This is a genomic window from Gemmiger formicilis (genome assembly GCF_900167555.1).
In the GTDB taxonomy this organism is placed as follows: Bacteria; Bacillota; Clostridia; order Oscillospirales; family Ruminococcaceae; genus Gemmiger; species Gemmiger formicilis.
Genome location: NZ_FUYF01000007.1, coordinates 90,083 through 109,425, shown reverse-complemented (window position 1 = coordinate 109,425; position 19,343 = coordinate 90,083). Strand labels below are relative to the sequence as shown.

13 protein-coding genes, 1 riboswitch and 1 other annotated feature are annotated in these 19,343 nt (G+C 60.9%); of the genes, 1 reads left to right on the top strand and 12 read right to left on the bottom strand.

Annotated elements, in window-relative coordinates:
• Window positions 1-79: 79 nt before the first annotated feature.
• The 6 genes from B5D32_RS07955 to asnB form a co-directional block, all read right to left on the bottom strand.
• Window positions 80-1,072, bottom strand: coding sequence for an ABC transporter permease (locus tag B5D32_RS07955; protein ID WP_078784532.1), 993 nt, complete (start codon window positions 1,070-1,072; stop codon window positions 80-82).
• Window position 1,073: 1 nt separating this feature from the next.
• A complete protein-coding gene (locus tag B5D32_RS07950) occupies window positions 1,074-2,177 on the bottom strand; it encodes an ABC transporter permease (protein WP_078784531.1) in 1,104 nt (367 codons plus the stop codon).
• Window positions 2,174-3,715 (bottom strand): ABC transporter ATP-binding protein, encoded by a 1,542-nt coding sequence (locus tag B5D32_RS07945; RefSeq protein WP_078784530.1) that lies wholly within the window; start codon window positions 3,713-3,715, stop codon window positions 2,174-2,176. The genes B5D32_RS07950 and B5D32_RS07945 overlap by 4 nt, the downstream gene beginning before the upstream one ends.
• Window positions 3,716-3,928: 213 nt before the next feature.
• A complete protein-coding gene (locus tag B5D32_RS07940) occupies window positions 3,929-5,251 on the bottom strand; it encodes a BMP family ABC transporter substrate-binding protein (RefSeq protein ID WP_338108540.1) in 1,323 nt (440 codons plus the stop codon).
• 296 nt (window positions 5,252-5,547) lie between these two features.
• Complete coding sequence (locus B5D32_RS07935; protein ID WP_078784529.1) at window positions 5,548-6,129, bottom strand: folate family ECF transporter S component; 582 nt, start codon at window positions 6,127-6,129, stop codon at window positions 5,548-5,550.
• Window positions 6,130-6,222: 93 nt separating this feature from the next.
• A riboswitch (THF riboswitch) is annotated at window positions 6,223-6,336 on the bottom strand.
• Window positions 6,337-6,552: 216 nt separating this feature from the next.
• A complete protein-coding gene (gene asnB / locus B5D32_RS07930; RefSeq protein ID WP_078784528.1) occupies window positions 6,553-8,133 on the bottom strand; it encodes an asparagine synthase B in 1,581 nt (526 codons plus the stop codon).
• Window positions 8,134-8,207: 74 nt separating this feature from the next.
• Window positions 8,208-8,471: a binding site (T-box leader), on the bottom strand.
• Between the two features lie 444 nt (window positions 8,472-8,915).
• Between asnB and B5D32_RS07925 the strand changes: the two genes are divergently transcribed.
• Window positions 8,916-10,151, top strand: a complete 1,236-nt coding sequence (locus B5D32_RS07925; RefSeq protein ID WP_078784527.1) for a 6-phosphofructokinase — start codon at window positions 8,916-8,918, stop codon at window positions 10,149-10,151.
• Between the two features lie 177 nt (window positions 10,152-10,328).
• On the opposite strand, the gene B5D32_RS07920 is transcribed toward B5D32_RS07925, so the two are convergent.
• The 6 genes from B5D32_RS07920 to rimO all read right to left on the bottom strand — a co-directional run bounded on the left by B5D32_RS07920 (window position 10,329) and on the right by rimO (window position 19,296).
• A complete protein-coding gene (locus B5D32_RS07920; RefSeq protein ID WP_078784526.1) occupies window positions 10,329-10,691 on the bottom strand; it encodes an endonuclease domain-containing protein in 363 nt (120 codons plus the stop codon).
• Window positions 10,692-10,789: 98 nt separating this feature from the next.
• Window positions 10,790-13,741, bottom strand: coding sequence for a phospholipid carrier-dependent glycosyltransferase (locus tag B5D32_RS07915; RefSeq protein ID WP_159447009.1), 2,952 nt, complete (start codon window positions 13,739-13,741; stop codon window positions 10,790-10,792).
• A gap of 91 nt (window positions 13,742-13,832) precedes the next feature.
• On the bottom strand, window positions 13,833-15,230 hold the full coding sequence (cysS, locus tag B5D32_RS07910; protein ID WP_078784524.1) for a cysteine--tRNA ligase: 1,398 nt from the start codon (window positions 15,228-15,230) through the stop codon (window positions 13,833-13,835).
• Window positions 15,231-15,303: 73 nt separating this feature from the next.
• Window positions 15,304-17,247 (bottom strand): hypothetical protein, encoded by a 1,944-nt coding sequence (locus tag B5D32_RS07905; protein WP_078784523.1) that lies wholly within the window; start codon window positions 17,245-17,247, stop codon window positions 15,304-15,306.
• 129 nt (window positions 17,248-17,376) lie between these two features.
• Complete coding sequence (gene pgsA, locus B5D32_RS07900) at window positions 17,377-17,952, bottom strand: CDP-diacylglycerol--glycerol-3-phosphate 3-phosphatidyltransferase (protein WP_078784522.1); 576 nt, start codon at window positions 17,950-17,952, stop codon at window positions 17,377-17,379.
• 3 nt (window positions 17,953-17,955) lie between these two features.
• Window positions 17,956-19,296, bottom strand: coding sequence for a 30S ribosomal protein S12 methylthiotransferase RimO (gene rimO, locus B5D32_RS07895; RefSeq protein WP_078784521.1), 1,341 nt, complete (start codon window positions 19,294-19,296; stop codon window positions 17,956-17,958).
• Window positions 19,297-19,343: the final 47 nt, after the last annotated feature.

Sequence of the window (19,343 nt, the reverse complement as noted above, 5' to 3'; positions counted from 1 at the left end):
CGGGCAGCAGCCACTAGGCCGCCCCTCATCCGGCCTCGGGCGGGGCCTCGGCCACCTTCCCCCACGGGGGAAGGCAACCTTACCGCTCCTCGCGGAAGTAGGCCAGACCCAGATGAGCCGGGGGCTGGTTCTCCTTCTTCTTGCGCATCGAAACGACAATCAGGACGATGATCGTGACGACGTAGGGCAGCATCTGCACAAGGTCGGTGATGTGGCTGGCCATCGTAATGCCGAGCAGCGACGGCAGGAACTGGTACAGCCAATAGAGCATACCGAACAGGTACGCGCCCCAGATGGCGTTCAGCGGCTTCCAGGTCGTGAAAATGACCAGCGCCACGGCCAGCCAGCCCAGCGCCTCGATCTGGCCGGTGGTCGCCCAGATGCCCTGGTTGTAGTCCAGTACATAGTACAGGCCGCCGATGCCGCAGATACCCGCGCCGATGCAGGTGGACAGGTACTTGTACAGCGTAACGTTGATGCCCGCGGCGTCCGCGGTGGCGGGGTTCTCACCGACGGCGCGCAGATTCAGGCCCGCACGGGTGCGGGTCAGGAACCAGTGCAGCACCACAGCCAGCAGGATGGCCGCATAGACGAGAAAACCGTAGGAGAACACGACCTGCCCGATGTCGCCCAGACCCGACAGCACGGGAATTTTGGCGCTGAACGCCTTGTTGGCGATGGGAGCGGCGGAGTAGCTGGCGCCGTTCAGGATAAACACGCCGAAGAAGTTTGCCACACCCATGCCGAAGGTCGTCAGCGCCAGACCGGTGACGTTCTGGTTGGCGCGCAGGGAGATGGTCAGGAACGCATAGATCAGGCCGCCCGCCATCGAGGCCAGAATGGCGCAGGACAGGGCGATCAGGATGCTGACAAAGCCGTTGGGGTTGGCAGCGCTGTTCTCATAGGCCCAGGCGCTGGCAAAGCCCGCGAAGCCACCCAGGTACATGATGCCCGGCACGCCGAGGTTCAGGTTGCCGGATTTCTCGGTCACGGTCTCGCCCAGCGCACCGTACATAATAATTGTGCCAAACGGGATGGCGCGCATGATCCACGCAATCAGACTGCTGTGCATATCACTTGCCCTCCTTGTGTGCGCCGCGGGGGATGACGCGGTAGTTGATGAAGAACTCACTGCCCAGAATGAAGAACAGGATGATGCCGGTGATGATGTCGGCGGCGTACTCGTTCAGCGAGTACGCAGACGCGATCTCCGACGCACCGCGCTCGAGGAAAACCAGCAGGAACGAGATGAGCGCCATATAGAAGGTGTTGAACTTGGCCAGCCATGCGACAATAATGGCCGTAAAGCCGCGCCCGTTGGCGGACGCCGTGGAGATGGTCTGATCCTTGCCGGCCACGATCAGGAAGCCGCACAGGCCGCAGATCGCGCCGGAGATCAGCATCGTGCGCACCGTGACGCGGCGGACGTTGATGCCCGCATACCGCGCGGTGTTCTCGCTCTCGCCGACAACGCTGATCTCATAGCCCTGCTTGGAAAAGCGCAGATAAGCGTACATGACGAAGGTCAGCACGATGACCACAATGATGTTGATGGTGTAGCGCTGGCCCATAATGACGGGGAACCAGCCGGCCTTGGTCGCCTTGTTCAGCGTGCCGAGGCTCGACGCCTGGCCGCGCATGATGTTGGTCATGCAGGCAACAATGGACGTAGCAACGTAGTTCATCATCAGAGTGAACAGCGTCTCGTTCGTGTTCCAGCGGGACTTGAACCACGCGGGGATGAAGCCCCACAGTGCACCCGCGGCAATGCTGCCCAGCGCCATGGCGGCAAACAGCAGCGGCAGCGGCAGATTGTTGCCCTGATACACCATGATGAGGGCGGCAGTCAGGCCGCCGATCAGGATCTGGCCCTCGCCGCCGCAGTTCCAGAAGCGCATCTTGAAGGCCGGGGCCAGCGCGATGCCGACACAGAGCAGCGTGGACAGGTCGCGCAGCATCCAGCTGAAGCGGGTCATGTTGGCGAAGGTGCCGCTCCACATGACGCCATAGACGGACAGCGGGTTCAGGCCGGTGACGAAAAAGATAAACAGCGCATCGACGACCAGCGCCAGCAGAATGGCGATGGCGCGCACGGCGATCTTCTGGGGCATCGTCGTGCCCTCACGCTTGGCAATGCGCAGCAGCGGCTCGCGGGCCGCAGTGGCAGTCTGACTCATGCCTGCTCCTCCTTTACCAGGTTGGTCATTCGCAGACCGACCTCCTCCTTCGTGGTCTTGCGGCCATCGAGAATGCCGTTGACCTTGCCGCCGCACAGCACAACGATGCGGTCACACAGCTCCAGCAGCACGTCGAGGTCCTCACCGACGTAAATAACCGCCACACCGCGCTTTTTCTGCTCGTTGAGCAGGTGATAGATCGTGTAGGACGTGTTGATGTCCAGACCGCGCACCGCGTAGGCGGTCATTAGGACGATGGGGTCGGCGGCCAGCTCACGGCCCACCAGCACCTTCTGGACGTTGCCGCCCGACAGGCGGGAGACCGGGGTGTTCAGGTCGGGCGTGACGACGCCCAGCTCTTTCTTGATCGTCTCGGCCAGCGCCAGCGGGGCCTTGCGGTCCACGATGGGCGAATGGCCCTTGCCGTAGCTTTTCAGCATCATGTTGTCGGTCATGCCCATCGAGCCGACCAGACCCATGCCCAGACGATCCTCGGGCACAAAGGACAGGTGGATGCCCGCCTCGCGGATGGCCTTGGGGCTTTTGCCGACGAGCTGCACGGGTGCGGCAGCGTCGGGCGCGTAATACTCGATGCTTGCGCCGCTCTCGGCGGGCTGCAAACCGGCAATGGCCTCCAGCAGCTCCTTCTGGCCGTTGCCGGAGATGCCCGCAATGCCGAGGATCTCGCCGCCGTAGACCGGGAAGGACGCATCGTCCAGCACGGTGATGCCCTCGGCGCTGCGGACGGTCAGATGTTCAATGTCCAGCCGCTTGACCGGGTTGACCGGCTCGGGGCGTTCAATGTTCAGTTCGACCTTCTCGCCGACCATCATCTCGGTCAGCTTGGCCTCGTCGGCGTCCTTTGTGGCGATGTCGCCGACATACTCGCCCTTGCGCAGGATGGCGACACGGTCACTGATGGACAGGACCTCGTGCAGCTTGTGGGTGATGATGATGACCGCCTTGCCGTCGGCCTTCATGTTGCGGATGACGCTGAACAGCTTCTCGGTCTCCTGCGGGGTCAGAACTGCCGTAGGCTCGTCGAGGATCAGGATGTCCGCGCCGCGGTACAGCACCTTGACGATCTCCAGCGTCTGCTTCTGGCTGACGCTCATCTCGTAGACCTTCTGGTCGAGGTCAAGGGCGAACTCGTACTTTTCGCAGATGGCGCGGGCCTTGTCGTGGACCTTTTTCAGGTCGAACTTCTCGCCGCTGCCCATCGACAGGGCGATATTCTCCGTCGCGGAGAACACGTCCACGAGCTTGAAGTGCTGGTGGATCATGCCGATGCCCAGGTCCAGCGCGTCGCGGGGGGAGCGGATGGTCGCCGCCTTGTCGCCGACATAGATCTCGCCCTCGTCGGGGAAGTAGATACCGGCGATCATGTTCATCAGGGTCGTCTTGCCGCTGCCGTTTTCGCCCAGCAGGGCCAGAATCTCGCCGCGGCGCACGCCCAGGGAAACATCCTTGTTGGCCACGACGGGGCCAAAGGTCTTGGTGACGTGCTCCAAGCGCACAGCATATTCGTTCTGCGCCATTGTGCAGGCTCCTTTCGGATGGTATTTATAAATTGGGTAGGAACAATTTTGTGATCCGTAGGGGCGGATTCTATATCCGCCCGCGGTACCTGCCGTAAGCTACACGGGCGCATATGGAATGCGCCCCTACGGCCTGATTTGTAACGACAGATATAACCACCAAAAGGGAAGGCTGCGGTTCCACCGCAGTCTTCCCTTTAGATTCAGTCAGAATCAGGCGACGGGGTCAGCGTCCTCGATGATGCCATCGATGCGCAGGGCAAACGTCGGGGCTGCACGCAGCTCACCCTCGTGGAAGTAACCGTCGGAGATGGCCTCTTTGGTCTCGCCCTGATAGACAGCCACAGGAGAACCGGTGCTGAAATCGTAGTAGGTCAGGTCGATGGGGGCGGTGGTGACCTCCGCGCCGTCGACGGTGAACTTGCTGGTGTCAAAGACGTGCAGGCTGCCGTCCTTCAGCGCAGCCTCCACCTCGGCAACCTTCTCGGCGGTGCCGTCGGCAACTTCGGGGCCAAGGTCGGTGATGGCAACAGCGCCATCCTCATAGCCCTTGCACCAATCCTGCGGGATGTTGCCGGCCTGAGCACCCTCGAACAGCTCCTTGTAGTAGACCTTCCAGACGTTCGTCGCGGAGGTCAGGGCAGCGGTGGGGGCGGTGTCGAGCATGTCGATGTTGTAGCCGATGGAGTAGCAGATCTTGCCGGAGTCCTTCAGCTTCTGGGTGGCAGCGGGGGCACCGGTGGAGTCAGCGTGCTGGCCGATGATGACCGCACCGTTGGCGATCAGGGCCTCGGCGGCAGCGCCCTCCTTGTCGATGTCGAACCAGGAGTTCGTGTACATGACCTCCATCTGGACATCGGGGTAAACGCTCTGGACGCCCAGGAAGAAGGCGGTGTAGCCGGAGACGACCTCGGCGTAGTTGTAGGCGCCGACGTAGCCGATCTTGACCTTGCCGTCAGCGGTGAAGCTGTCGGGCTGGGTCTCGGGGGTCAGGGTGCCGGACTCGACCAGCTCCTTGACCTTCATGCCTGCGACGACACCGGAGACATAGCGGCTCTGGTAGACGGCGGTAAAGGCGTTGTAGAAGTTATCGAGGTCGGAGATAGCGGCGAAGTCACCGGTCATGGCCACAAAGTTGATGTCAGGGTACTTCTCGGCTTCCTCCTCCATATAGGTCTGATGGCCGTAGGAGTTGGAGATGATCAGGTTGCAGCCCTGGCCGACAAGGTCCTCGGCTGCGTCGGCGGTGACGCCGCCCTCAGCGATCTTGTACTTCCAGACGATCTGGTCATCGGACATGCCCAGCTCGGCGGCAGCTTCCTTGATGCCGTTGATGTGCGCGGCGCTGTAGCCTTCGGTCTCGTCGCCCAGAATGATAGCACCGACCTTGACGTCGGGGGCCTGGTTGTTGCTGCTGCCCTCTGCAGTAGCGGTGGTACCGGCGGCGCTGCTGGCAGCAGTGTCAGCGGTGGAACCACAGGCGGCCAGGCTGAACACCATAGAGGCGGCCAGCAGAATGCCCATCAGTTTCTTCATGTGTATTGTTCCTCCCTGTTGTGTGTACAGAAAAACGGCAAAAATGCGTCGCTTCCTGCCGGAATCTGCCGGGAATTGACGCATTTTGCTGCCTTGCAAGACCCATTGTAGCCGCTTTACGATCCGTTTGCAATAATTTTTAAATTTTTGTGAAAAGTTCAGCAAAACAGGTAAATGTTTTGCCTGTGCAGACAGTACACTGGGCAGGACGCACAACGAAAAAAAGTAAAAGTCATACTTTATTGTGCAAAAGTATGACTTTTACTTTTGGGTCCGCCCTCCTCACAGGGAGGCTTTTACCTCTTATGGATAAACTTTCTGTCCAGCCCCTGCCTTACGGCGGCGTTGAGCACGACCCAGGTCAGGAACACCTCGATGGGCAGCATCGTCGTGTTCTTTACCAGACCCGAGGTGAAATAGTAAAGGTAGCCCTTGCCGTAGAGCATCGCCTTCCAGACGCTGCCCAGCAGGACGTTGCTGCCGTAGTTTATGATGAGCCGTGTCACAATAATGCGCGGCAGCGTCGGTTTTTGGCGGTACAGCATAACGCCGTAGATCAGTCCCGACAGCATGGCCGTAATGAGGTAGCCGGGGAAATACGGCTCGCCGTAGCCTGCCAGCAGGAAACCCACCGTATCAATGATAGCCCCGGCCATCATGCCAACGACGGGGCCGTAGCACATGCAGCCCAGCGAGACGGCGAGGAAGCTGAAGTAAATTTTCAGGCTCGGCCCCAGCAGGTAGATGGGCAGGCTTTCCAGCACGATGGCCATGGCGCAGACCAGCCCCGAAAAGGCCAGCACCCGCGGGTTGTTCAGCTCACGCCGGGCAGCGCGCCAGTAGTCAGCGGAAAAGACGGACAGCTTTTGTTCGCACATAAAAAATCCTCCTTTGTGCGTTGCCGCACAAGGGAGGAGGCAATTTTTGTCGGATGGGCACAACGCCGCATCCGCCGTTGCACACCATCATGCAGCAGTGGGATGCGAAACCTGCACCGCGGACGTTTCCGTCACTTCGTCCTGCCACAACTCCCCGTTGGTCAGGCACTTCGGGGCCAAGCCCCACGCGCAGGTCTCTACTCTGCGAAAACAATTTTAATTATACATAGATTTTGGGGAAATGCAAGAGAAAGCTTTTTGTAAAGGTCAACGGGTAAAGCCCTTCCGGCCTTGCTTCGCGCGGCCACCTCCCCACTTCGTGAGGAGGCTTTCTCGCGGGCAAAGCCCGCGCAATAAGGCGCCCCACGGAGTGGGGAGCTGGCCGAGTTTACGAGGCCTGAGGGGCTTTGGGCAGCTTTCCCCTTATTGCCCGCTTGCGCCGTAGTTTGCCAGCACGCGGGCGCTGGGATCGTTGACATCGCAGTGAGGCCATGCCTTGTTGGGCATCCAGTAATCGACGATCATCTCGGCCTGACCGGGATAATACTTCTCAAAAATTTCGCGGTACAGCAGGCTTTCTTTGGTAAACGGGCGGGCGTAGGTGTACTTGCCGCACTTCTCGGCAAAGTCGCGGTCCGTGTAGACCGTCTCGGCGTACTCCTTCAGGTCATCCACCATCGAATGGCCGACGGCATCGCTGAAGGCGGCCTTCTCGCGCCAGAGGATGCTCTCGGGCAGCCAGTCGCCCTCAAACGCCTTGCGCAGCAGATACTTGCCCTTGCCGTAGGTGTTCAGCTTTTTGGCCGGGTCGATGCTCATGACGTAACGCACAAAATCCAGATCACCGAACGGCACGCGGGCCTCGAGGCTGTTCACGCTGATGGAGCGGTCCGCGCGCAGCACGTCGTACATATACAGCTCGCGGATGCGCTTCTGGCTCTCGGTCTGGAATGCGGCGGCGGACGGCGCGTAGTCGGTGTACTTGTAGCCGAACAGCTCATCGGAGATCTCGCCGGTCAGCAGCACGCGGATGTCGGTGTGCTCGTGGATGTACTTGCAGACCAGATACATGCCCACCGACGCGCGGATGGTGGTAATATCCCAGGTGCCGAGCATGGCGACGACCTTTTCCAGCGCGTCCAGCACGATGTCGCGGTTGATGATGACTTCGGTGTGATCGGCGTGCAGGTAGTCGGCCACCTGCTTGGCGTATTTCAGGTCAATGGCGTCCTCACTCATGCCGATAGCGAACGTGTGGATCGGCTTGCCCAGCTTCTTGGCCGCAATCGCGCAGACCAGGCTCGAATCAAGACCGCCCGACAGCAGGAAGCCAACCGGCGTGTCGGCGTCAAGGCGCTTGTCCACACCGGCAACCAGCTTTTCGCGGATGTTCGTCAAAATCTCGGGCAGCTCGTCCTGGCTGTAGGCGGGCGTATCGGCAATGTCGCAGTAGCGCACAAACTGACCGTTGCAGTAGTAGCTGCCAATCGGGAACGGATAGATTTTTTTGCACAGGCCCACGAGGTTTTTCGCCTCGGACGCAAAGGCAATGTGCCCCGACTCACTGTAGCCGTAGAACAGCGGGCGGATGCCGATGGGGTCGCGTGCGGCGATCAGCAGCTTTTTGCGGCTGTCGTACAGGATCATGGCGAACTCGGCGTCGAGGTGCCTGAACATGTCAAGGCCGTACTTGTAGTAGAGCGGCAGGATGATCTCGCAGTCGGAGTCGGACTCGAACGTGTAGCCCTCGGCCTCCAGCTCGGCCTTGACGGGGCGGAAGCCGTACAGCTCGCCGTTGCAGGCCACGCAGTCCGCACCGCGGAAAAAGGGCTGCATGCCCTCGGGCGTCAGGCCCATGATGGCCAGACGGCCAAAGCCCAGCAGGCCGAACTCGGTCTCGGCCACGCGCTGGTCGTCCGGGCCGCGGCTGGTGGTACGCAGCAGATATTCGGTGAAAGTTTCCTTGGGCAGATCATGCCCGGCATAACCCATGATGCAGCACATTGTTTGTTTCTCCTTTTCGGTTTACGTCTTACACCCTCCGAATGGTAAACAAAAAAGACAGCCCATTCGCCCTGCATTAGGACGAATCGCTGTCTTGGATCCGCGGTGCCACCTAAATTACCGCAGCCGAAATGACGGCATACGGTCACTTTTTCCGTACACGTTCACCTTTGAAACGCTGCCGCTGTAACGCACGGCCTGCGGCACACCCTACTTTTTGCATTTCAGGCTGCAGCTCGGAGGTGTTCTTTCGCGCCCTGTCCCCGTCCCGGCTTACACCAGACGCCAGGCTCTCTGTGCGGATATGGAGCGGTACTTTTCCTCTTCAACGCTTTTGATGGTTAAAGAATAGCACGGTTGAGGGGTGGTGTCAAGATGGTATTACAAAAAAGTTTGCGTGAACCGCAGAGTGGCAGAGCCCCTCCGGCACCTTGCCCTGCAGCCGGTCAAAAATCCAACACCTTCGTCAACTTGCACAATGTTTTGCCGTTTCGCAATTTTTGCAAAGTTTCGGAATCATTCTTGCAGTTTTTTGCAGCGCAAAATTCCATACCGCGGAACAGATTTCCATATACAGAATTGTGCCGCGCATGACCGTTCCGCACTGCGGAATCGGGAATCTGCGATAGCCGCGCCGCTATTTAGGCAACTGCCGCAATGGTCAAACCTGCTCCGGCATGATACACTGAGGATGACAAAATTCGTTTGCTCCGCGGTACCTCTACCCTCTGCCGGGAGCACCCACCCACAAGCTGCAGGCTCCGCCTGCAAGGAGGAAAACCATGGCAAAAAACGCAATCGTTGGTCAGTCCGGCGGCCCCACCTCGGTCATCAACGCAAGCCTGGCCGGCGTGTATGAGAGCTGCAAGCGCCGCGGCGCAGGCAAGGTCTACGGCATGCTGCACGGCGTAGCCGGTCTGCTGGAGCGCCGCACCTGCGTGCTGGACGACAAGCTGAAAACCGCGCTGGACATTGAGCTTTTGAAGCGCACCCCGTCCAGCTATCTGGGTTCCTGCCGCTATAAGCTGCCCGACTGGCACACCGCCGAGGGCGAGAGAGTCTACATCCGGCTGTTCGAGATCTTGAAGGAGCTGGACATCGGCTACTTCTTCTACATCGGCGGCAATGACTCGATGGACACCATCGGCAAGCTGGCCGACTACGGCGCACACATCGGCAGCGACATCCGCTTTATGGGCGTGCCCAAGACCATCGACAATGACCTGATGGTCACCGACCACACCCCCGGCTACGGCAGTGCGGCCAAGTACATCGGCGTTGTGATGAAGGAGATCATCCGCGATGCGACGGTCTACGGCACGAAGTACGTGACCATCGTCGAGATCATGGGCCGCAATGCGGGCTGGCTGACCGCCGCCGCGGCGCTGGCGAAAGCCGAGGACTGCGAGGGCGTGGACATGATCTGCCTGCCCGAGGTTCCGTTCAATGTGGATCACTTCGTCGAGAAGGTCGAGCGGATGCAGAAGGAGAAGCCGTCCATTGTCATCGCCGTGTCCGAGGGCGTCAAGCTCGAGGATGGCCGCTACGTCTGCGAGCTGGCTGACGATGTCCACGCGGTGGATGCGTTCGGCCACAAGGCTTTGACCGGTACGGCGCGCTTCCTGGCAAACACCGTTGCACGCCGTCTGGACACCAAGACCCGCTGCATCGAGCTTTCGACGCTGCAGCGCTGCGCGGGCCATCTGACGAGCCGCACCGACATCACCGAGGCGTATCAGGTCGGCGGTGCCGCTGCCAAGGCCGCGTTTGAGGGCCACACCGGCGAGATGGTCGCGCTGGACCGCATCTCCAATGCGCCGTACCAGTGCGGCACGAGCCTGCACCCGATCAGCGAGGTCGCAAACCTCGAGAAGAAGGTCCCGCTGGAGTGGGTCAACGCCGACCACACCGCGATGACCGACGAGTTCCTGGCCTACGCCCTGCCCCTCGTTCAGGCCGAGCTGACCCCCATCTACGTCGAGGGGTTGCCGCATCATATTTATCTGCCGGAGGCTTGATGGGGCACGGTGTTCCTTTCTTATAAGAAAGGAACTTTAAAACAACAAAACAAAAGCGCTGCGGTAACAGGAGTCATCTCCCGTTACCGCAGCGTTTTTTAGCCTCCCTTGTCAAAGGGAGGTGGCCGAGCCCCGGCAAGGCCGGAGGGATTCCCGCGGCCTCACGGAGGGCACCCCTTATACGCGGAGGGATTCCTGCACTTCCCTATCAATGACAGTACATACCCCTTCAAAATTCTTCATCACATCGTTGTTGGCAAACCGCAGCACCCGCAAATCATATTTTTGCAGGAACTCCGTGCGCGTCTGGTCGTCAGCAATGCCCTTCTCCTCGTAATGCTGCGACCCATCCAATTCTACCACCAGCTTGGCTGCGGCGCAGTAAAAGTCCACCACATAGCTGCCGATGACCTTTTGCCGCAAAAAGCGGATCGGGTACTCCCGCAGGAAATCGTACCAGAGATGACGTTCCTCCCTGGTCATATCCTTGCGGAGCTTTCGCGCTATCGGGGTCAGCGCTTTGTTGTGCTTGCCATTCATACAGGCAGTTACTCCTCCTGGTTTCTCACCGGGCAAACGGGCTGGAATCCCTCCGCCTCGCTGCCCTCGGCACCTCCCTTTGACAAGGGAGGCTTTTTTTAATAGAACCCAAAGCTTGGCAGGGCATTCAGGGCGTCAGCCCACCAGGCGGGAATGGGCAGGCCGGAGAGCGCCGGATAATAGACCACAAACAGGACGAACGCCACCACGCAGAGACCCGCGGCGATCTTTTTCGCCCAGTCTACGTGCTTCATCCGCGCCAGCACCAGTGCCAGCGCCGCCAGACAGAACATCGAGCTGGGGAAATAATGGTACAGGAAGGTGCAGCGCGTCACCAGCATCCACGGGATGAGCTGCGTGCCGTACAAAATCAGCACGCCCGCGCCCTGGCGGCTGCCGCGCCCGCTGACCTGATGCCACAAAAGCCCGACCAGCGCCGCCAGCCCGACCAGCCAGATGACCGGCCCGGCCATGCCCGCAATGCTGGCCTTCATGCCGTAGGGCAGGTAACCGTTGCGGTAGTACCACACCGGGCGCAGGCCCAGCAGCCAAGTGTACCAGCGGCTCTCAAACGGATGGGTCGCCTTCAGCGTCGCGTGGTAGCTGAACATCGACACCTGGCACTGCCACCAATCGCTGAGGCTGAACGTCGGATCGCGCCACCAGTACGGCAAATAGGACCCAATGTAGAGGCAGAGCGGCAGCAGCACATAAAACAGCACGCCGCCCACCGCCGCGGTGCGGAACTCCGCCCGGAAGCCGGGCCTTTTCTGCTGCCAGCGCGCATAGAGCACGCCCAGATACAGCACGGCCAGCCCGGCCCCGGCGTAGATGCCGGTCCACTTGGCTGCGCAGCCCAGCCCGAACGCAACGCCGCCCAGCGCCATCGGCAGCAGGGCACGGTTCACGCCGTCGGTCAGCACCCGCTGGCAGTACCACACCATACAGTAGGCTCCCAGCAGGATAAAAAACGTACCGTAAATGTCAATCGTTGCCAGACGGCTTTGGGAAAAGCGCATAAAATCCAGCGCCAGCAGCACGCCTGCGGTGGCTGCCGCCCACGGTTTGCGGGTCAGGCGGCGCACAAAGCACCACGCCAGCGGCACCAGCAGCACGCCGAACAGCGTACCCGCGAACCGCCAGCCGAATGCCGTCATGCCGAACAGCGCAATGCCGACCATGATCAGGTCCTTGCCCAGCGGCGGATGGGTCGTCTCGTAGACGGGCATTTTGTGCAGCTGCTCATAGCCGGTGCGGCCATGGTAAATCTCGTCAAAATACATGCTGTTCAGCTGGCTGATCGTGTCGGGCACGGCGGTCTGCTCGTCAAACAGCGCGCCGCCGCCCGTGACCGGCACCAGTCGGCCGTTGGCATCGCGGAACGCCAGCTCAAACAGCTGGGCGTTCTCGACCATGACCGTCAGCTGGGTGCCCGCCGCCAGCTGCACGTCGTTCGCTGTCCAGCTGAAGCAGGTGCCGTAGTTCAGTTCCTTTTCAAAGACCGTGCTGCCGTTGGCATCGGTCACCGTCATGCTGCCGCCGAACGAGATGCCCGGGTAGACCCACAGCGATACCGCGCTGCCGTCCAGCGTCACACTCTCGGAGAGCGCCGTGCCTGTCGCGTCCAGCGGGTCCTGCGGCGCGGTGCGGCTGCCGAGATAGCTAAAGCTCAGCACCGCCGTGGCCGCCGTCAGCGCCAACAGCGCACCCACCTCGCGGCGGGTCCATTTCGGCTGCGGTGCGGGCACGGGCGGGGCAGTTTCCGGCTTTGTCTCGGGCAGGGCCAGCGTGTGGCCATGGCGGGCAATATCCCACACTGCAAAGATCAGCAGCACAAAGCAGACCGTCTCCCCAAGGCCGGTCAGGACGGCCACTGTCGAGCTGGTCGCGCTCGTCAGCCATTCATCGTTGGTGCCGGTCTGCGAGTAGACCGTGGCCAGATTGATGAAGCCGGTCAGCGACAGGCCCACGCCCGCCGCATACAGGCGGATGTCGTTCCAGTGCGCGGCGGCCAGCAGCGTCAGCAGCACACCGGGCACCATGTAGCGCTCGTGCATACAGTGCGCAAGCGTAAAAATGCCGATGCCGTAGTACGCCGCCAACAGCAGCGGTGAGAACCACCCGCCCCGCACGCTGCGCGCCGCAAAATACGCCAGCCCCGCCGTGACCAGCAGAATGTTGAGGCACCCAAGCTGCTGCCAGCTGATGCCAAACAATGCCGGGTCAGCCTGCCCCTTCCAGTTGCCGCCCAGCGCCGCCAGCCAGTTAAAGGCGTTGATCGTCGCGTAGGGGTAGCCGGACATTGTGCCGGTGTATTTGTCGATCAGCTTCGGGATCAACTGCACAACGCCAAAAAAAGGCAGACCTGTCAGCAGCGGCGGCAGCAGTGCCAGCGCCGCGCCGCCAAAGCAGCGGCCAAAGGCGCGCAGGCGGTCCTTTTCCAGCGCAATTGCCGCCAGATAGCACACCGCCAGCACCGGGCCGAACAGCAGCGCCTGCGGCTTGATGGCCAGCGCCAAGCCATACAGCACGGCGGCGGGCAGGTAGCGCCGCTGCTCCAGCAGCACAAAGCAGAGCACAAGCGGCAGCGCAAACGCACCGTCGATCTGCTTCCAGACACCGGTGTCGAACAGCATCAGCGGGTTGAACGCCGTAAACGCCGTCAGCACCAGCGCGGTATGCTCCTTCACGCCCCGGCTGCTGCACTTTGCCGTTCTGTAGACGAGCCACGCCAGCCCGCAGTCACAGAGCGACGGCACGAGCGCCAGCAGAAAATACGTCCACTTGGACTCGTAGGCGATGTGCAGCGCCGCGCGGATGGCCCCCACCAGCCCCAGCACCCAGAGGTAGCCGGGCGGGTAGTCGGCAAAGTAGCCCTCGCTGTAAAAAGCGGCGGGACCCTCGGCGGCCAGCTTGTCGCCCCAGGCCACAAAGCAGCTCATGTCGTAGGGGTAGCCGTCCGTCACAAGGGCCAGCACCAGGCGCAGCAGCAGGGCACCGCCCAACAGCACCCAGAGGCTCTTATTTGATTTTGTTCGTTGCTTCGTCATGTTACACACAAAATCAGGGGCAAGCCCACGCACCCGCGCCCTGCGGCGCAGATGCGCAGGCCGCCCCTGCATCTGTTTTTTTGAAATGATCTTACAGCTTCGCGAGCTTCGGGCCCTGCGCCGTGTCGGTGACACTCCAGCCCATCTCGGTCAGCTGGGCACGGATGGCGTCCGCGCGGCCCCAGTCCTTGGCCTTCTTGGCGGCAGCGCGCTCCTCGACCAGTGCGGTGACCTCTGCGGGGATGCTGTCGGTCTTTTTGCGGTTGTACAGCAGGCCCAGCACGCCGGTCAGCTCATCAAACGTCTTGGCGGCAGTCTCCAGCGTCGCTTTGTCGGAGGCATCGGACAGCGTGTTGATGTCCTTGACCAGATCGAAAATCGCAGCCAGAGCGTCCGGCGTATTCAGGTCGTCGTCCATGGCGGCCTTGAACTTTTTGCGCGCATCCTCGCACTTTTCCACCAGCGCCGTGTCGGTGCCGTGGGCATGCTCGATGGCAAAATCGAGGTTGTCGCGGCAGGTGTACATCCGCTCGAGGCTGTTCTTGCAGCTCTCGATCAGCTCAACGGTGTAATTCAGCGGCATGCGGTAGCCAGCCGTCAGCATAAAGTAGCGGATCGGCTCGTAGCCATACTTGTCGGCGATTTCGCGCACCGTGAAGAAGTTGTTTGCGCTCTTGGACATCTTCTCGTTGTTGATGTTCAGGAAGCCGTTGTGCATCCAGTAGCGGCTGAAGGTGCAGCCGTTGGCGCACTCGCTCTGGGCGATCTCGTTCTCGTGGTGGGGGAAGATCAGGTCCTGACCGCCGGCGTGCAGGTCGATGGTCTTGCCCAGGTGCTTGCGGGCCATGGCGCTGCACTCAATGTGCCAGCCGGGGCGGCCGTGGCCCCAGGGGCTCTCCCAGTAGGGCTCGCCGGGCTTGGCGGCCTTCCAGACTGCGAAATCGGCGGGGTCCTCCTTCAGGTCGTCGTCCATACGGCTGCGCAGCTCACGGTTGCCGCTCTCGAGGTCGTCGAGGTTCAGGTGGCTCAGCTTGCCATAGCCGGGGTCGGACTTGACGCGGAAGTAGACATCCCCGTTGCGGGCCACATAGGCGTGGCCGGAGTCCACGAGGTCCTTGACGATGTGGATGATCTCGCCGATATGCTCGGTAGCGCGGGGGCGCACGGTGGGGGCCTTGACGTTCAGACCGTCGGAATCCCTGATGTACTCGGCCTCAAACTTGCGGGCGACCTCCTGCATCGAGGTGCCCTCCTCCTGGCCCTTTTTGATGAGCTTGTCATCAATATCGGTGATGTTGGAGACATAGTAGACCTTGTTGCCGCAGTATTCCAGATAGCGGCGCAGCGTGTCAAAGACGATCATCGGGCGCGCATTGCCGATGTGGATATAGTTGTAAACCGTCGGGCCGCAGACATAGATGCGGTACTCGCCCTCCTTCTGGGGGACAAACTCCTCTTTCTGGCGGGTCATGGTGTTGAAGATCTGCATAGCTTGCACGTTCCTTCCTCTATATAGGGATGCTTTTATTATAGCCAACGCAAGGCGCGGTTGCAAGGGGGATTCAGCCGTTATTTGCGAATTGCACGGCCAGCTCGTCCCAGACAGCACTGAAATTGTAGGGGAACCGCTCGTTCTCCTCGGCCAGATAGGCGCGGTAGGTGTCGAGCTCTGCCGCCGTCGGTTCTTTAACGCGGCGGTAGGCCGTGATCGTGTAGCCGTTGCCCATGTCGAAGGTGGCTGCCAGCTCAAACGGCGCATACTTTTCCTGGTTTTCCAGGAAGGCCGCGTTCATCTTCTCGGTGTGGTTGTTGGGGTCAAACGGCGTACAGGTCAGCACGACCTGCGCCGTGAGCAGCTCCTTCGGGAAGGCATCATTGCCGGGATTGCAGGCACCGTAGGGCAGAATTTTGCGGATGGACTCATCCGGCAGCGCCGAGATGCGGAACACATCCGGGCTGTAGACTACGCCGTGACAGATCATGTAGGCGGAGTTTTCGCCGGTGCAGTTCTCCCGCAGCCAGGCGTTGACCTCGGCAACCTGCTGTAAATCATTGCGGGGGCTGTCCACGTAAAAGTACAGTCCGCTGTAAAATCCGCTGGGGAAAACCACCGGCAGCAGCTGGCTGCACGCGCCGAAGTTCAGCGCACACAGCACGCCCGCCGATACGGCCAGAATGCGGCGCGGCCACGCCCACGGCAAATCGCTGACGAGCAGCGCACAGAGGAAGCAGCCCAGCAGGTAGAACGGCGCGACGGCCAGCGACTGATGGTCGTCCATGTTCTGCACACGGGTGACGAGCAGCACGGTCAGCACCGCGCCGACGGCGGCAAGAACGGCGAGCGCACGGGCCTTAGCATTATACAGCCCGTATAATATGCCGATCAGCATAATCGCAAACACGAGCCAGCCCAGATAGACACGCTGGTTGGCCAGCTCTGCCAGAAAGCCGCCGGTCTGGTAGGTCGCGTAGCGGTCACTGTAGTCGGCCTTGGCGATGCGCCAGAACATCGGCAGCAGCGGTACGCCGACGCAGACCAGCGAGGCCGCGGCAAACCTGCCGAAGCGCAGGGCGGTCTGAACCTGCCGGGCGCGTGCAGCGCGGGCCAACACCCAAACGCCATACAGCAAAAAGAACGCCACAACGGTAAACATGTAGCTGCGGCGGGTCAGCATGAGCATACCCGTAAAGGCCGCCAGCGACACAAGCCGCGCGGGGGCCGGCTGGCTGAAATCGTACCCGACGCCGAGCGCCAGCAGCATAAACGCGAACGCGACACCGAGCAGGTCCGGCATACCGCGGTAAAGCGCAATGTGCAAAAGCGGCAGCAACAGGACGAATGCCATAGAGAGCGCCGTGAACAGCACCGGGGCCTTTGGCTGCAATTTTCGGCGCAGCACCGTCAGAAGAAGCCATGCACTGTAGTAGACGAGCGACGGGATCAGCAGTGCGCAGAGCAGCGCAAACGTGTTGGCCGTGCGCGGCGTGAACATGAAGAACGGCTCCGCCAGCAGATTGATGACCAGCGGCGCGTAGTCGTTGAACCACGTCTTGTAGATGGTCGAGCCGACACCGGTAAAGACGCCGTCCGCAAAGTTGGATTCCAGCCGCACCTGCAGATTGTAGTAGGTCGCGTTGTCCCACAGGTAGAGACTCTGGCGGCCCACCATGGCGTGCAGATAGAATGCGGCGCTGGCCGCTATGCAGACTGCTAAAATGACGGCATCCGCTTTTGTGCATTTTGCGCCAATCGCCCGCGCCGCGCGGCGGTACAGGCAGAATGTGCCCAGCACCGCCGTGCAGCAGAGCAGCAGCAGCCATACATCCACCGGATTCCGCCCGCTGCCGAGCATATCGACAACTTGCAGCGGCACGGCAAAATGCGCCGCCGTGCTGAACACGAACTTGACGGCAAAAATGCACAGCAGCAACAGGACGGCCCGCTCCAGGCGGGCCATCCTGCGGTAGATGCATTTTAAAAATGTACGGAGATTGAGCTTTGACAAGTTGGGGTCTCCTTATTGGGTCCGTTGCCTTGTAGGGGCCGGACATGTCCGGCCCGGCACCTGATGTAAAATGGCATGTATGGCAAGGCCGCGGGCCGGGCATGCCCGGCCCCTACTGCGCGGCGGCTGTTACTTCGCCTGCATGAACAGCTTGCGGTTCTGCCACAGGTAGATGCCGCCGGAGAGCAGGGTCGCCGCGCCGCAGAGCCAGCAGAGCACAACGGTAACAAAGCTGACAAAGCCAACATCCGTGGGCCCGGCCAGCGCACCGACAAAGTAGTAGAAGATGATGGTCAGCATCTGCAAAACGGTCTTGACCTTGCCCCACATGTTGGCGGCAATGACCGTGCCGGTCTCGGCGGCCAGCATACGCACACCGGCCACTGCGAACTCACGGAACAGGATGACCGCCAGCACGATGGGCGAGCAGACGTGATCGGTGACCATGTAAATGAACGCCGCGGTGGTCAGGCACTTGTCGGCCAGCGGGTCCATGAACTTGCCGAAGTCGGTGACAAGATGATTCTTGCGGGCGAGGTAGCCGTCCAGAAAATCCGTAATGCTGGCAATGGCGAAGATGACGCCCGCAATCAGCATATAAGCCGTATTGAAGTCCGCTGTTCCATAGTGGGAGACGGCGGCAAAAATCATAAAGACGGGCACCAAAACAACGCGCATCATCGTCAGTTTATTGGGCAGATTCATAGCTTAGTCCTCCAGCCTTTCTTCCGCGTAGCCGTACAGGTCGTAGGTGTCGGAATCGGTGATGGTCACCTTATAGAATGCGCCGGTCTCCAGCGGGGTGTCCGCGGGGGTCAGCACGTTGCCGTCAATTTCGGGGCAGTCGGCCTTGGTGCGCAGCAGATACATGCCGGTCTCGTCATCGACACCGTCGCAGATGCACTCATAGGTATGGCCGACCTTCTCGCCCTCGCGCTCGGCGCTGACCTCGGCCTGCAGCTCCATGATGTGATCGGCGCGGCGCTGCTTCGTCTCCTCGTCGATCTGGTTCGGCATTTTTGCGGCCACGGTGTTTTCCTCGGCGGAGTAGGCGAAGCAGCCGAGGCGGTCAAACCTGACGGTCTTGACGAAGTCGCACAGCTCTGCGTACTGCTCCTCGGTCTCACCGGGGAAGCCCGCAATCAGCGTCGTGCGCAGCGTGATGCCGGGGATGGCCGCGCGCAGCCGGGCAATCGCGTCCTCGATCTCCTTGCGTCCGCCGCGGCGGTTCATGGCCTTGAGCACCGCGTCATCACAGTGCTGGATGGGCAGGTCGAGATAGGGCACGACCTTGGTGTTGCGGACCATGGCGGCAATAAATGCATCGCTGATACGTTCGGGATAGGCGTACAGGATACGGATCCAGCGGATGCCGTCGATTTCCTGCAGGCGGTCCAGCAGCTCACAGATGGCGCCGGGTCTGCCCCAGTCCTCGCCGTAGGCGGTGGGGTCCTGCGCGACCAGAATCAGCTCGCGCACACCCTCGCCCGCCAGCCAGCGGGCCTCGGCGACGCAGTCGTTGATTTCACGGCTGCGCAGCGCACCGCGGATCAGCGGAATGGCGCAGTAATAGCAGCCATTGTTGCAGCCCTCGGCAATTTTTAAGTACGCGTAGTGCCGCGGGGTCGAGATAACGCGCGCACCGCCGAGCTGCATATCGCTCTTGGGGCCGTAGCTCTCGGTCTGGCCCGCACCGTCGGCACAGACGCGGCGGACGATGGCGGGCAGCGCGGCGTTGGAGCCAATGCCGACAACGGCATCGACCTCGGGGATTTCCTGAATGATCTGCTGCTTGTAGCGCTCAGCCAGGCAGCCGGTCACAATGACCTTGAGGTCAGGATTTTCCTGCTTGTACTGGCAGGCCATCAGGATATTCTCGATAGCTTCGGTCTTGGCGGACTCGATGAAGCCGCAGGTGTTGATGATGATAATGTCAGCCTCGGCGGGGTCAGCCACGGTAGTGTGGCCGTCCTTGATGAGGGCGTGACAGAATACGTCGGCGTCGACCTGGTTCTTCGGGCAGCCGAGGGAGATAATGGCAATTTTCATTGGGTAGTCCTTTAATATAATATTGTATGGTTTGCGCAGGATTATAG